Annotated in this window: 12 protein-coding genes; 5 read left to right on the top strand and 7 right to left on the bottom strand. The window is 59.9% G+C overall.

The genetic code is table 11. The features are described 5' to 3' along the window. Window positions 1-38: 38 nt before the first annotated feature. The 4 genes from ACYVB2_RS00460 to ACYVB2_RS00445 form a co-directional block, all read right to left on the bottom strand. Window positions 39-2,480, bottom strand: a complete 2,442-nt coding sequence (locus ACYVB2_RS00460) for a Lon protease family protein (RefSeq protein WP_382431606.1) — start codon at window positions 2,478-2,480, stop codon at window positions 39-41. Window positions 2,481-2,508: 28 nt separating this feature from the next. Then, a complete protein-coding gene (gene hemH / locus ACYVB2_RS00455) occupies window positions 2,509-3,624 on the bottom strand; it encodes a ferrochelatase (protein ID WP_382431608.1) in 1,116 nt (371 codons plus the stop codon). Continuing rightward, window positions 3,624-4,256, bottom strand: a complete 633-nt coding sequence (locus ACYVB2_RS00450; protein ID WP_382431610.1) for an Lcl C-terminal domain-containing protein — start codon at window positions 4,254-4,256, stop codon at window positions 3,624-3,626. The genes hemH and ACYVB2_RS00450 overlap by 1 nt, the downstream gene beginning before the upstream one ends. 91 nt (window positions 4,257-4,347) lie before the next feature. Further along, on the bottom strand, window positions 4,348-4,710 hold the full coding sequence (locus tag ACYVB2_RS00445; RefSeq protein ID WP_382431612.1) for a TraR/DksA family transcriptional regulator: 363 nt from the start codon (window positions 4,708-4,710) through the stop codon (window positions 4,348-4,350). A gap of 221 nt (window positions 4,711-4,931) precedes the next feature. Here ACYVB2_RS00445 and ACYVB2_RS00440 point away from each other — a divergent pair, with 221 nt between their 5' ends. Further along, a complete protein-coding gene (locus tag ACYVB2_RS00440) occupies window positions 4,932-5,618 on the top strand; it encodes an HAD-IA family hydrolase (RefSeq protein ID WP_382431614.1) in 687 nt (228 codons plus the stop codon). Window positions 5,619-5,754: 136 nt separating this feature from the next. Then, the gene (locus ACYVB2_RS00435) at window positions 5,755-5,967 is read left to right on the top strand and encodes a DUF2788 domain-containing protein (protein ID WP_382431781.1); all 213 of its coding nucleotides are present in this window, start codon (window positions 5,755-5,757) and stop codon (window positions 5,965-5,967) included. Window positions 5,968-5,983: 16 nt separating this feature from the next. Here the strand turns inward: ACYVB2_RS00435 and hpnE are convergent, their stop codons facing one another. Both hpnE and hpnD read right to left on the bottom strand, forming a co-directional pair. Next, a complete protein-coding gene (gene hpnE, locus ACYVB2_RS00430; protein ID WP_382431616.1) occupies window positions 5,984-7,318 on the bottom strand; it encodes a hydroxysqualene dehydroxylase HpnE in 1,335 nt (444 codons plus the stop codon). After that, window positions 7,315-8,154 carry a presqualene diphosphate synthase HpnD gene (gene hpnD / locus ACYVB2_RS00425; RefSeq protein ID WP_382431783.1) on the bottom strand — a complete coding sequence of 280 codons (840 nt, stop codon included), beginning with the start codon at window positions 8,152-8,154 and terminating at the stop codon, window positions 7,315-7,317. The genes hpnE and hpnD overlap by 4 nt, the downstream gene beginning before the upstream one ends. A gap of 105 nt (window positions 8,155-8,259) precedes the next feature. Between hpnD and ACYVB2_RS00420 the strand changes: the two genes are divergently transcribed. Both ACYVB2_RS00420 and ACYVB2_RS00415 read left to right on the top strand, forming a co-directional pair. Next, window positions 8,260-9,900: a methyl-accepting chemotaxis protein gene (locus tag ACYVB2_RS00420; protein WP_382431618.1), complete on the top strand. Its 1,641-nt coding sequence runs from the start codon at window positions 8,260-8,262 to the stop codon at window positions 9,898-9,900. A gap of 129 nt (window positions 9,901-10,029) precedes the next feature. Continuing rightward, on the top strand, window positions 10,030-11,643 hold the full coding sequence (locus ACYVB2_RS00415) for a FapA family protein (protein ID WP_382431620.1): 1,614 nt from the start codon (window positions 10,030-10,032) through the stop codon (window positions 11,641-11,643). Window positions 11,644-11,655: 12 nt separating this feature from the next. Here the strand turns inward: ACYVB2_RS00415 and hpnC are convergent, their stop codons facing one another. Then, complete coding sequence (hpnC, locus tag ACYVB2_RS00410) at window positions 11,656-12,507, bottom strand: squalene synthase HpnC (protein ID WP_382431785.1); 852 nt, start codon at window positions 12,505-12,507, stop codon at window positions 11,656-11,658. Window positions 12,508-12,586: 79 nt separating this feature from the next. On the opposite strand from hpnC, the gene ACYVB2_RS00405 reads away from it, so the two are divergent. After that, window positions 12,587-13,771, top strand: coding sequence for an efflux RND transporter periplasmic adaptor subunit (locus ACYVB2_RS00405; protein ID WP_382431622.1), 1,185 nt, complete (start codon window positions 12,587-12,589; stop codon window positions 13,769-13,771). The last annotated feature ends 7 nt before the right edge of the window (window positions 13,772-13,778 follow it).

Raw genomic sequence — 13,778 nt, 5'->3', positions numbered from 1 at the left:
TCCTCCTGCAAAGGGCGATAGGCTGTGGGGGGACAGGTTTATGATGGGCGCCGTGATGGCCGTGTGCGTGCCGCAGCCTGACAGGCGCGGCGAAAGCGGCGCAGTGTTTGTTCGGCCAGTGCAAGCACGCTGCCTGTTTCTGCCGTCATGCGGGTGGCGTCCACGCCGGGGGTGCAGCCCGTGAGCAGGGCGATGCCATCACCCACATGGCTGGCCGTGTAGATATGAAATTGCCCTTGCGCCACCGCTTGCACAATGTGTGGCTCTAACATCAGGTGGTGGCGGTTGCGCGCTGGAATCAATACGCCTTGGCTGCCATCCAAGCCTGCTGCCGCGCAGGTGCGATACCAACCCTCGATTTTTTCATTGATACCACCCACGGGCAGCACCTCGCCATGCTGGTTCAAGGCACCAGTCACGGCAATGCCTTGTGCCAATGGCAAACCCGACAGCGCCGACAACAGGGCATACAGCTCGGCGCAGGAGGCCGAATCGCCCTCAACGCCGCTGTATTCTTGCTCAAACACAATCGATGCGTTCAGCGCCAGCGGGGCAATGTGTCCAAACAGCGCCATCAGGTAGCTGTGCAGAATCAGCACCCCTTTGTCGTGGATGGGGCCAGACATTTCTACTTCGCGTTCTATGTTGAGCAGTCCTTCGTGCCCCGCAAAGGCCCGTGCCGTGATGCGCACCGGAAAGCCAAAGCGGTAGTCGCCCAAGTCAATTTGTGTCAGGGCATTGATCTGGCCGATGTGGCTCCCGCGCAAACTCAGCAGCCGTTCGCCATCGGCGATGGATTCGTGCAGCTGTTCTTCGGGGTAGTTGTGGCGCAAGATGCGCGCTTGCAGGGCAGCGTCGATGTCGTAGGCTTCCACCAGTGTGCCATTGCGGCTGCTGCATTGGGCGGCACTCTCGATAGCCAGTGCCTCGGTTTGGGCAAACAAGGCGCTCTGGCGCGTTTGGTCGTCCGCCTCGCGGTGGCTTTGCTCTAGCAGCCGGGCCACAGCCGCCGCAGAAAAATGGGTGAGCTGGCGCTTGCGCACCGTTTGGGCGATAAAAACGGCAGTGTTGTGCCGGGTGTGTGCCGTAGCACGAAAAGATTCGACAAAATCGACCTTGACACGAAAGCGCCGGGCCACTTCGGGGTCGCCTTCTTGCAGGGCGTAATATTCTTCCACCGAGCCAATCAGCACAATTTTGACGTCTACCTGCACGGCCTCGGGTTGCAGCGCCACCGTAGCCAACTGGCCGTGTGGTGCGCCTGGCTCCTCAATTTGCAGCCGGTTGCAGCGCAAAAAGCGGCGCAGACGCTCCCACAAGCCCTCATCCTCTAGCAGGTCGCGCAGGTGCAGCATTAAGAAGCCGCCATGTGCCCGCAGCAAGCTACCGGCATGGATGCAGGAAAAATCGGCCAGCAGCATGTCGTCTTGGGCTTGGTATTCGATGCTGCCAAACAGGGTGCGCACCTGCGGGTTGTCTTCAATCAGCACTGGGGCGCTGTTCAGTCCGGCGTTGTCTACCACCAGATTGACATGGCAACGCGCCAGCAGGTCTTCCAGATCGTCCTTGCGCTCTTCTTCAGCAGCCTCGTTGGCGGACTCGCTGCCCACAAACAGTTCCAGATGCTCCAGTACCTCTTTTTGCACTTGGGCCAGCCATTGTGTCAGGCGGGTGTGGTTGGTCTCTGGAGTCTCTGGTGCCACTTGCAGACTGTGGAGCACCGTTTGCAAGGCCTGCTCTACCAAGGGCTGCGCTGTTTGGCGGCGCAATTGCTCTAGTGCCTCGTCGCGAGCGCGCTCCAATGGGCGGGTGGTATCGAGAAAATGGGCAATTTCTGCACGTAAACGCTGTTCAGCCGCCTCTATTTCAGTGCGGCGCTCACGGGGCAGGGCATGGGCCTCGTTCTCGGTGAGGGGGTGGCCTTTGGCGCCCAATAGCGTAAAAACCATGTGACCGTTATCGCGGCTGAGGCGAAAGTGCAGCGTCTCGGCCAAGGCATCCAGTGCGGCAAAGGCGGCGTTTTCTTGCGTTTGGTAGGTTTTTTCGATGCGTTCGGCTTCGGCACGAAAGTCGGCTCCCTCTAGCCGCTTGGGTAGCTCGGTTTGTAAGGTGCGGGTGCATTGCTCCATGCCTTGGCGCAACAGGCGGCCCTGGCCTGCAGGCAGACGCAGTGCATGGGGATGCTCGGGCGTATCAAAGTCGTGCAAGTAGCAGACGTCGGGTGGCACGGGGCGCTCTTGGGCCACTGCTTGCATGGCTTGGCGCAACAGGGAGGTGCGCCCGCTGCCCACTTCCCCCAGCACAAACAGATGGTAGTCGGGTTGGAGCAGTCCCAGACCAAATTGGGCTGCCGCTTGTGCGCGCTCTTGGCCTATCCAAGGTACTGGCAGCCCTTGCAGTTCTGCGGTGCTGGCAAAACCTAGGGTGGCCGGATCGATGGTCAGTCGCAGTTGGTGGGGGGCAAGGGCGGCAGCAGGCATGGATGGGTGTGGTGGAGGGGACAAGTGGTTAATCGGGGGCTTGGCAGACGCCGTTGGGCGCACCACCAGCCAAGGCGTGGGCCTTGGCGCTGGCCTGTGCTAGCCGGTCAGGGGCTTGGGTGGGCCAGCCCTGCAGGTGTTGCTGTGCAATGTGTTGCAGGGCCGCAATCCAGCTGGGGCTATCGTTGAGGCAGGCAATGTAGTGGAACTCTTTGCCCCCCGCGTGCAAAAAGGCCTCGCGCGCTTCTTGGTTGATCTCTTCCAGCGTCTCTAGGCAGTCGCTGCTAAAGCCGGGGCAGATCACATCCACCCGGCCTACCCCAGACTGGGCCAGTTGTACCAGAGTGGGTTCGGTATAGGGTTGCAACCACTTGGCCTTGCCAAAACGAGACTGAAAGGTGACTTGATAGTCGTCTGGGTGCAAACCCATGCGCTCGGCTAGCAGGCGCGCGGTTTTATGGCTTTCGCAGTGGTAGGGGTCGCCCAGGTGCAAAGTGCGCTCAGGCACGCCATGAAAGCTCATCACCAACTTGTCGGGGGGGCCGTGGTGTTTCCAGTGGGCCTTGAGGCTGGTGGCCAAGGCGTCGATGTAGCCTGCATCGTCGTGGTAGTGGTTGACAAAGCGCAGCTCGGGAATGTGGCGTGTGCGCGCGGCCCAAGCATAGACTGCATCCAACACACTGGCTGTGGTGGGGCCAGAGTATTGTGGGTATAGCGGCAGTATGAGGATGCGTGTGGCGCCTTCGGCTTTCAGGCTGTCGAGTTGGCTGGCAATAGAAGGGTTGCCATAGCGCATGGCATGTCGCACCAGCACCTGTTGTCCAGCATCGTCCAGCGCATCGTGCAGCAAGGCCGCCTGCTTGGCCGTCCAAACGGCCAGGGGGGAGCCTTCGGGCGTCCAAATGCTGGCGTATTTGGCGGCTGATTTGCGGGGGCGGGTGCGCAAAATGATGCCGTGCAGAATCAGCCACCACAGCGGTTTGGGAATTTCTACCACCCGCTGATCGGACAAAAACTGCCCCAGGTAGCGCCGTAGCGCCGATGCGGTGGGGGCATCGGGTGTGCCCAAGTTGCACAGCAAAATGGCTGTGCGGGCTGCCTGCCCGTGGGTGTAGGGAGGTTCGGTATGAAAGGGCATGGGCATCAATCCAGAGAGCGCACCAAGCGCAGAGCCAGGGGGGTGGTTTTGGGCAGGTCGCTCGTGGCCTCGCCGGTTCGGGTGTCTAGTGCCCAACCTAGCAGGGGGGATAGTCTGCTGCCGCCCTCGCCTGTGCGGCCTTGGGAAATGTTGGAGTAGTCGTACTGGTTGCCCGTGCTGTGCTGAATAGACGGGGTCGATGTCCAGTGCAGTTCGGTGGGCGATTTAGGAAACAGCCCCGGATGCAAACCGGGTGGTTTGCCATATTTTTCTACCAGATGCCGCAACTCGGCCACACGCGGCAGCCGCCAGCGCACACCCTCTGATTGGCTGCGTGCAGCTGCCAGCTCCAGTGCATCGGCATACTGGAACAACATGCGTTGCCCGATGCAGGTATTGCCCGTCCAGCGCATACCTTCGGCGCAGCGGGGCCATGCCAGTCGGCTGCGCAGGTCAAGGACATACTCGCCATCGGTGGAGATGATCAGGTGCGGCGGTGTGGGTGTGGCGGGGGGGCTGGGCAGTTCTGGGGTGATGGTCACGGTGATGCCACCTGATGCGGCCTGTGCCAGTGCCCGGACAGGAGCAGCACCCGCCACCAAACAAGCCAATGCACACAGAGCCGGGGAAAAAAGCATGGAGCTGAACATGGTAGGACGCCATCAACCAAAATAGAAAGATCACCAAAGCCTGTGCAGGGGCCAGACAGCGCCCGACCCCTGTAGGCTTTTAGTGTGCCTTGTGGTGTTGTTGTTCCCAGCGTGACTTGCAGGCCACGCAGTGCTGTGTTTGTGGCTCGATCTTGAGGCGCTCAAATGGGATATGGCAGCCACATTCGCCGCACAGGCCATAACTGCCGTCCTCCAAGGTCTTGAGGGCGTGGTCAATGCGTTGGATGTCGGCAGCCTCAATGTCGGTCAGCGCCTGTTCCACTTCGCGGGCCACATTGCGTTGCACCATGCCACCTTCATCGGCAGAAGGGGGGGCGAGGTTTTCGCGCTTTTGTGCGATTTGTGCCAGCAATTCGCTGCGGTGGGTTTGCAGCAGGGCTTTGAGTTCATCGCGTTGGGCTGCGGTCAGTGCTTGGGGCATGTGCTTCTCCTGTAGGGGAATGGGATCAAAAAAGATGGGCCTGGGGCCACGGTTCCAGAATACCCGCTTCAGCACCCGATGCAGGGCAAATGCAGCAACAATCGGGGTTTCTTGCGTGGGCGCGTGCATTGTGGCTGTGGTACTGCTCCATTCTGTGCTGCGTCTGTCCTTTGGTTTTTCTTTTGGTGCCCTGTCTTTCTGTGTCTGTACCTTGCCTTGATTTGGAACGTATCCGAGCCATCACTCTGGACTTAGATGACACCCTTTGGCCTGTTTGGCCCGCAATTGACCGTGCCGAGGTGGTGCTGCAAGCTTGGTTGGCCGATCATGCCCCCGCCACCCATGCGCTGTATGCAGAGCCAGGCGCCTTGCGGGCTGTTCGCAACCGCATGAATACTGAACGCCCCGATCTGGCCTACGATCTGAGCGCCTTGCGCCGTGAATCCATCCGTGTGGCTTTGCAGCAAGCGGGAGACAATCCGGCGCTGGCCGAACCGGCGTTCGAGGTGTTTTTTGCCGAGCGCCAACGTGTAGAGCTTTTTGAGGGTGTCGCGTCGGCGTTGGAGTTTTTGGCGGCCCGCTATCCAGTGCTGGCACTCACCAATGGCAACGCCGATGTGCATCGCATTGGTATTGGTCAGTATTTTTGTGGCAGCGTTCATGCCTTACAGGCGGGTGTGGCCAAGCCGGATGTACGTATGTTCCAACTGGCGGCCCAAACTTTGCAATTGCCAGTGGAGGCTGTGCTGCATGTGGGCGATGATGCCGTGTTGGATGTGCAAGGCGCACGCCGGGCAGGAATGCAGGCCGTGTGGGTTAATACGGCAGCGCAGGCTTGGTCGTGCCCGAACGAGCCATTGCCTGTGACGGTGCCGGGGCTGCCTCAGCTGTGTAGCTTGTTGGTCTGAGCATCAGGCGGCGCTCAAACTCAAACCCCTGTTTGTGCTGCTGCTTTGGCGGGCGCAGGACAATATGGCCCTTGCTTTCTGGAGGTGTTTTTCTGATGTTGTCGTTTCCCCTGTTGGCGTTGCAGCGGTGGCTGCCATGATTTTTGGCTTTACTGAAGAGCAGATCGCCGATTTCTTTCTCACCTACGGTGTGGGTGCTTTTATTTTGTTGATGCTGTTCATCATTGGGCAGTTGGCTTGGCAGTCCAAGGCGGGCAAGTTTGGCACCATGATCATGTTCATTGGTCTGGGGCTGGGCATTCTGGGCTTTGTGGCCAAAATGGTGTTGCAAGCACTCTTGCAGCCCTGAACGGTGCCTACGCCCTTCAGGTGGACGGCTGGTCTAGTACGCCCAAGCCCGCTGCGGTGCCACTGCGCACGGCACCTTCTAGGGTGGCCGGGTAAGGGCCAGCAATATAGTCGCCGCAGGCCCACAGACCATTAGAGATTTTGCGTGCAGGCCGTTGTAACCCCGGAGTGCAGGCAAAAGTCGCGCGCTTCTCTATCACGGTTTGTATGGGCACCAAGCCTTCCAAGCCCAGTTCGCGGCGGGCTTGCTCCAGCACCTGCTCTTGCACGCTGCTGCGGTCACCTTGGCTGGCGCTGGCTACAAAGGCCAGCAGTCCGGCAGGGCCGCCCAGTTGGCCTCGGTCAAACACAAATTGTGCTGGCCCATGCAGGTGGCTGCGCAGGGTCATCATGGGGCGTTGCAACACCGGCCCAGGGCCAGACTCGGGCACGGGGGCTTGGGCGTAGACGGTGGCAATGGCTTGGAACTGTAGTGCTTGCGCTGCTGCGGTCCAGTCGCACAGAGGCACCACCATCGCGGGGGGGGCCGTTTGCACACAATGCGATACCAGCCGTGCTGCTTCACTGCTGGAGCAGGCCAGCACCACGGCATCGAAGGGGGTGCCATTGATCAGCCAGCGGCCACTTTGTGGCATGGCGTTGAGGGTGCGTGCCCGCACTCCAGTGCGCACAATCGAGCCTTGACCCCGCAACCAACGGGCGGCCGCCTCCGGAAACACCTCACCCAGATTGACGCGGGGGAGTAATAAATTGGAGCCCCCCTGACCACTGAACACGCTGTCATGCAGCACCCGTAAAAAAACTTGACCACTGGCCTGCATGGCGGGGGTATTGAGTGCGGCCACACACAGTGGGTCAATGAACTCATCCAGCAGGCGTTGGGGCAGGGCAGAACACAACTCGGCCACCGTGACATGGGCATCGCAGCGAAAACGCCGCAGCCGCCACTTCAGTGCCGTGCGTAGCAAGGCCAGTCGCTCGCTGCGTTGCCAGCCTCGGGCGCTGGCAATAGCCAGCAAAGCATCCCAAGGCGGTGGGAGCCGAGACCATTGCAACCCACTGCCGTCGGCAAAGCGCAGCGCCAGCGGCAAGCGCAGCAGTGCGGCGTCCACATCCACACCCACTTGGCGCATCAGCCGCAGGGATTCGGTGTAGGCTCCAATCAAGATGTGCTGCCCATTGTCTAGCACCAGGGGGGTGTCTTGGTTGTCACTGTGGCACAAAATGGCCCGCGCCCTGCCTCCAATAACGCGTGCTGCCTCAAACACAGTGGCACGGTGCCCGCCCTGCACCACGGCTATCGCAGCCGCCATGCCCGCCCAGCCCGCGCCGATAATGGCCACTTTTTTCACAGGCGCCCCAAGGCTTGGACTTTCCAGGCCAGCCAGAATTTGCGCAGTGGTGTCAGGCTGATGCGCTGGTGCAGCACTTGGAAGTTTTCATCCTCAATCTCACGCAGCAGGGTGCGGTAGATGCTGGCCATCATCAACCCGGGCTTTTGTGCGCGTCGGTCGGCTGTGGGCAGCAAGGCCAGCGCCTCGTCGTACAGCCGGTGCGCCCGTTCGGCCTCAAAACGCATCAGCGCCGTGAAGCGGTCAGAATATTCGCGTTTGATGATTTCGTGGGCTTTCACATCAAACTGCTGCAAATCGTTCACGGGCAGGTAAATACGCCCGCGCAACGCATCTTCACCCACATCACGCAAGATGTTGGTCAGTTGCAAGGCTTGGCCTAGGCGGTGGGCATATTGCGTGGTGGCCGGGTCGGTCTGGCCGAAGATTTGTGCCGCTACCTCGCCCACGATGCCCGCTACCAAATGGCAATAGCGTTGCAGGCCGGCATAGTCCAGATAGCGGGTTTGGTCTAAGTCCATCAGGCAGCCATCAATCACAGCCTGCAAATGGCGCTGTTCCATGTGGTAGCTGGCGGCGTGTGGCATCAAGGCCTGCATCACCGGATGGCTGGGCTGGCCTTGGAAGGCCCGATGCACCTCTGCCTGCCACCATACCAATTTGTTGCGGGCCACACTGGGGTCAGAGACCTCATCGACCACATCGTCAACCTCCCTGCAGAAGGCATAAAACGCAGTAATGGCCGCCCGCCGTGGTGGGGGCAGGAACAGGAAGGCGTAATAGAAGCTGCTGCCCGAGGCGGCGGCTTTTTGCTGGACGTACTGTTCCGGATTCATGGTGCGGGATTGTCCCATGATGCATGACCGCTTCGGCAGTGGCTCTCGGGCGCTATCATCGCCGCCACCTTGGCCTGTTGGTGCCACTTCTTTCGCTTGTTCCCCATGTTCAATAACCTGCGTATCACCCAGCGTTTTATCGTTATTCTTTTTGCGTACTGGATATCCTTTACCGCTGTGGTGGGAGTCAGTTTTTCTGGGTTGGTGGCTGCGCGTGACAGTCTGCGCATTGTCCATGATCAAGCCATGCAGCGGGCAATGATGGCCGAGGAGTCCATGAGCGCCACCGTGAGCAACCGGCTACAGGTGCTGCTGGCGTTTCAGCACGCCCCTGAGAATCCGTTGGCTGCCGTACACAACCACCCTACCAGCAACCATTTGGAGGCCATTGCCGAAACCCGTGCCAAAGCCAATACCATCAACAAGGCAATGGAAGATGGGATCGTGGACCCTGAGGAGCGCAAGGTATATGACGCTACCAAACCGATCCGGGCTGCTTGGCGAGTCAAGCTCGATGAGGCCACAGAGGCCATTCGTGTAGGCAACTTCAGTGCCGAGGTGCTGGAGCGGTTTTTGGTAGCCAGCCGCACCGAGGGCGAGGCTGTCATGAAGTCGATGTCGCAGTTTCGTGATTACCAAATGGGCCGTGCCCACCAGGCCTACCAAGAAGCGCAACAACGTTACGAAACCGGCCTGTGGGTCTTTGGTTTGACCACCCTGCTCGGCGGCATCCCTGCCACCTTCTTGGCACTGACGCTGCTGTCGCGTTTGCGTTCGGGCTTTGGCATGGCCATTGAGACAGCCCATGAGATTGCGGGCAACGATCTGTCGCGTCCAGTACCCCACGCAGGCCATGATGAAATTGGTACCCTGTTGGGCCAGATGGAAATCATGCGCAGCAATTTGCACCAAATTGTCAGCCAAGTGCGCCGGGGGGCCGATGCTATTGCGGGCGCAGCCTCTGAGGTGGCCACTGGTACCCATGATTTGTCTGAACGCACCGAATCCCAGGCCAGCTCGCTTCAACAAACAGCCTCTGCCACAGAGCAGCTCTCCGGCACGGTGCAGCACAATGCCGACAATGCCAGCCAAGCCAATCAACTGGCCTCTGCCGCCACTGGGGTGGCACAGCGCGGCGGTACGGTCGTGGCCCAAGTGGTCAACACGATGGAGGCCATCAATACGTCTTCGCGCAAGATTGCCGACATCATCGGGGTGATTGATGGCATTGCCTTTCAAACCAATATTTTGGCGCTCAATGCAGCCGTAGAGGCTGCAAGGGCAGGGGAGCAAGGGCGTGGTTTTGCCGTAGTGGCCAGCGAAGTGCGCAATTTGGCGGGGCGCAGTGCCCAAGCCGCCAAAGAAGTCCGTGTGCTGATCACTGACTCGGTAGACAAGGTCGGACTGGGCAGCAACCAAGTGTCACAAGCGGGTGCGACCATGCAAGAAATTGTCTCAGGCATTCAGCGGGTATCCGACATCGTGGGCGAAATTGCCTCGGCCAGTGTGCAACAGTCTTCGGGGCTGACCCAAATCAATCAGGCGGTGGCCCAGCTCGATGGTGTTACGCAGCAAAATGCGGCCTTGGTTGAACAAACTTCGGCAGCCTCCAGTGCCTTGCAGGAGCAGGCACGCCAATTGGCAGTGCTGGCGGCCTCCTTTACCTTGGAGCCTGCTGCCGGCCAAGCTACTGCGCCAATGCAGTACGCTGCTGCGCGGGCACCCGTGGCGCTGCTGGGGCGTTGATGTATTGCAGGCATTGTGGGGCAGGGCCAGTGCTGCTACCGTGTTGCACGGAGCGGGCGGGCATTGCCGTTCTTGACGTTGATGATGGCCGATTATCTTGGGCCTTGTGCTGATTCAGTGGGGAAATCCATGTCCGTTCTTCAAATTCCAGGTCTTTCCTTTGAGGAAGCTGATAACCAGATCCTGCTGGTGGCTTTGCCCGCACCAGATCGTGAGCCAATAGATGGCAACACCCTGCACCACTTGTTGGAGCAGGCGGGTTATGGCAATTGTTCGATCAATCAAGAGGCAGTCCAGAGTGCTGCCGAGATGTGCAATGTGCAGAAAGAACCGTTTGGTATCGAGCTTGCACGCCGCTACGATGCCGAGTACCAGGTTCACATTGCCTCGGATGGCATGAATGCCACCCTGACCATCATTCCGCCCATCGGCGGTAAGGCAGCCAACACAGAAGATGCTTTGCGTGCGCTCACCAAGGTGGGCGTTACCTTTGGCATTGACCAAATTGCCGTACAAGACGCCTGCCAGCGTGGCAGTTGTACCAATGTCATTGTGGCCCGCGGGCAAGATGCAGTCGATGGCAACGATGCCTTGTTTGAAGATTTGACGCCCCACACCGTAGACCGTGAGCCTAAGGTGGATGAGAACGGCTTGATCGATTACCGCGAACGTGGCGAGATCGTGGCGGTGCAGCCCGGCGATCTTTTGATGCGGCGCGTGCCAGCCACCACCGGCACCGATGGACAAAGTGTCAAGGGTGCCGTGGTCAAGGCCCAGCCGGGCCGGGATCGCTCCTTTGCTGCTGGGCTTCAAGGGGCCGAAGTCTCTGCAGACGACCCCTTTGTATTGGTGGCTGCGGTAGGGGGCTTGCCTGTGCGTGTCGACGCGGGGGTGAATGTAGAGCCGGTACTGCGCTTCAAAGAAGTCAACATGGCTACGGGCAACATCCACTTTGATGGCAGTGTGCATGTCACTGGCGAAGTGGTGCAGGGCATGACAGTGCATGCCACTGGCGACATCGTGGTCGATGGCATGGTGGACTCCGGCATTTTGCAGGCGGGTGGAGATGTGCGCATTGCCGGGGGCATTATTGGACGCTCCAAAATCCAGGCCGAAGGCTCTGTCACTGCCCGGTTTGCCGAGGGGGTAGAGATTCGTGCCGGTACCGTGATTGCCCTGAAAGACATGGCCTTGGAGTGCGAATTGCACGCCATCAACCAAATCACCATTGGCACCGGATCGCGCAAAACGGGACGCTTGGTGGGTGGAACGGCTTCGGCCATGATGGCGATTCGCGTGGCCACACTGGGCTCGGACAAAGGGGGCACAACCAAAGTGACTTTGGGGGTCAACCCAGCCCTTGATGCAGAGTATGCGGCCCTGCTCAAGCGTATTGAGGAGGAAAAAGCCCAAGAAACCCGTTTGGAGCAATTGGTCAAACAGCTCAAAACGGCAGACCCCAAGGGGCTGTTGGAGCGTGCCCGTGCTTCTTGGCAACAGGCCGTGCAAACCTGGGGAAAATCGCTCAAAGAGCGTGAAGCCCTAGAGAAAGAATTGGAAAAAGCCCGCCTTGCGCGCCTAGAAGTTACCGTAGGTACAGAAGGCACTGTAGAGATTGCCCTGTGCAAGCTGGTGGCCCGTTTGCGCCAAGATTTCAGTGCGGGCGCCTTCAATTTGGATGAAGGCGGCAATCTGATCTTCACGGGCCGTGATGGCAAGCCCGTTATTTTGGCGCTGGGCTAAGCGGTCTAGTTTCTACATCGCCAGCGCCCGCGCCAGCATCAGCGGCGCATCCCAGGCGCGTATGCGGGGGCGTTTTTGCAGGCTGGCCCCGTGCAAACGGTCTACCTTGTCTAAGATGCGCAGGCCTCCTTGCACCACCAACCGCAGTTCCCAGCCAATGCGCCCCGGCAGTTGGTGTACCAACGGCGCACCACGCAACATTTCGCTGCGTGCCCATTGCGCACAATCCATGACCAAGGCCACGCTGGCGGGGGTGAGTTGTTGGGCCAGTAGGTCGCTTTGTTGCACACCGTGGCGGGTGCAGTCGGCCTCGGGCAGGTAAAACCGGCCCCGTGGAATATCCACACTCAGGTCTTGCCAAAAATTGATCAGCTGTAGTGCTGTGCAGATGGCATCGCTTTGTTGTAAGGCAAGGGCGTCATGCACACCATACAGGTGCAACAGCAGCCGTCCGACCGGGTTGGCCGAGCGGCGGCAGTAATCCAGCAGTTCTGGGCGATGGGCATAGCCTGCGGCAGCGGCTGTTTTTTGCACATCCTGAATGAAGGCACTCAGCAATTCATCTAACAACACCACCGGCAGTTGGTGGCTGCGCAATACAGCGGCCAGCGGTTTGAACACCCCTGCCCAACGGGCATGGGGGGCGGCACCAGCCGCCGTGGCATGCAGTTCCATGCGGTAGGCCGTTAAGTCGGCCAGCCTATCCGATGCAGGGGCATCGCCTTCATCGGCGATGTCATCTGCAGTGCGTGCAAAGGCATAGATGGCTGCAATAGGTGGGCGCAGTGCGGGCGGGCACAGCAGCGAGGCCACCGGAAAATTTTCGTAGTGGGTTATGGATGGGGATTGAGTCACAGGCTGGATTGTCGCTTGACAAGCAGGGCTACTATCCCCTAGATTACTAACCAGTCAGTCAGTAACTGCCCGCTACTCTGGATTCTTCATGCCTTTCTTGATCGCACCATCGTCCCGCAAGGGGCTTTTTTGGGTCTGTGCTGCCACGTTGTGTTTAGCCGCCTGTTCACGGCCTGAGCCTGCTCCCGAGCCTTTGCGTGCAGTCAAGCTCCTCACGGTGGGCCCCCAGAGTTTGCAGGCCCAGCATGAATATGCGGGTGAGGTGCGTGCCCGTGTCGAGTCGCGCTTGGGCTTTCGGGTGGCGGGCAAGATCGTGCAACGCCCAGTAGAGCTGGGGCAGCGGGTGCAGGCCGGTCAGGTGTTGGCGCAGCTCGATCCGCAGGACTACCAGTGGGCTGCACAGGCCGCACAAGCCCAAGTTACGGCAGCACAGACGCAACAGGACTTGGCTGCTGCCGATTACCAACGCTATGCCCGTCTGCAAGAGCAAAGTTTTATCAGTGGTGCCGAGTTGCAGCGGCGCGAAGCCACCCTCAAGGCAGCCCAGGCCACGTTAGCCCAGGCCCAGGCCCAGGCCTCTGTACAAGGCAACCAAACCCGCTATACACGCTTGTTGGCCGATGTAGCCGGAATCATTACTGGCATTGAGGCCGAGCCTGGCCAAGTGGTCACGGCAGGGACGCCTGTGGTGCGTTTGGCCCACGATGGGCCTCGCGATGTTGTTTTTGCCGTGCCAGAAGACAAGGTAGCCATGCTGCGCAATGGACAGGCCGTGCAGGTACGGCCTTGGGCGCAGGGTGTCGCTCCGCTGTCTGGGCGTGTTCGCGAAGTGGCCGCCAGTGCCGATCCTGTGACCCGCACCTATGCAGTCAAGGTAGGGCTAGAGGGCATGGAGGTGCCGCCGTTGGGGGCCACCGTCTACGTGGTGCCCCAGTCCCTGAGCCGTGCAGGGGTGTCGGCCATCACCGTGCCGACCACTGCCTTGCTGCAGCAAGGTCATGGTACTGCGGTATGGGTCTACGATGCGGCTACCGGCACTGTGCGCTTGCAGCCTGTGCAAATAGCCACTGCCGATGGCAATGCCGCAGTGGTAGCGTCTGGATTGAGCGTGGGTATGCAGGTGGTGTCCACTGGCGTGCATGTGCTGTCGCCGGGACAGAAGGTGGTGGTGTATCAGCCTAAGGCGGTGGCTGGTACAGCCAGCAAGGCCCAGACCGGCCCCGGTGATACGGTTCCTGCCAGCCCAGCGGCTCTTGTTTCTTCTCAGCATTGAAGCGGCC

It is taken from the genome of Giesbergeria giesbergeri (assembly GCF_054779375.1).
Note: the sequence above shows the minus strand (reverse complement) of the source record. Positions and strands in the feature narration are given on the sequence as shown.

What these genes read in the sequence shown, in the direction of transcription:
- ACYVB2_RS00460 (WP_382431606.1), bottom strand. Translation starts at nt 2,480, where the DNA reads ATGCCTGCTGCCGCCCTTGCCCCCCACCAACTGCGACTGACCATCGAT.
- hemH (WP_382431608.1), bottom strand. Translation starts at nt 3,624, where the DNA reads ATGCCCATGCCCTTTCATACCGAACCTCCCTACACCCACGGGCAGGCA.
- ACYVB2_RS00450 (WP_382431610.1), bottom strand. Translation starts at nt 4,256, where the DNA reads ATGCTTTTTTCCCCGGCTCTGTGTGCATTGGCTTGTTTGGTGGCGGGT.
- ACYVB2_RS00445 (WP_382431612.1), bottom strand. Translation starts at nt 4,710, where the DNA reads ATGCCCCAAGCACTGACCGCAGCCCAACGCGATGAACTCAAAGCCCTG.
- ACYVB2_RS00435 (WP_382431781.1), top strand. Translation starts at nt 5,755, where the DNA reads ATGATTTTTGGCTTTACTGAAGAGCAGATCGCCGATTTCTTTCTCACC.
- hpnD (WP_382431783.1), bottom strand. Translation starts at nt 8,154, where the DNA reads ATGAATCCGGAACAGTACGTCCAGCAAAAAGCCGCCGCCTCGGGCAGC.
- ACYVB2_RS00420 (WP_382431618.1), top strand. Translation starts at nt 8,260, where the DNA reads ATGTTCAATAACCTGCGTATCACCCAGCGTTTTATCGTTATTCTTTTT.
- ACYVB2_RS00415 (WP_382431620.1), top strand. Translation starts at nt 10,030, where the DNA reads ATGTCCGTTCTTCAAATTCCAGGTCTTTCCTTTGAGGAAGCTGATAAC.
- ACYVB2_RS00405 (WP_382431622.1), top strand. Translation starts at nt 12,587, where the DNA reads ATGCCTTTCTTGATCGCACCATCGTCCCGCAAGGGGCTTTTTTGGGTC.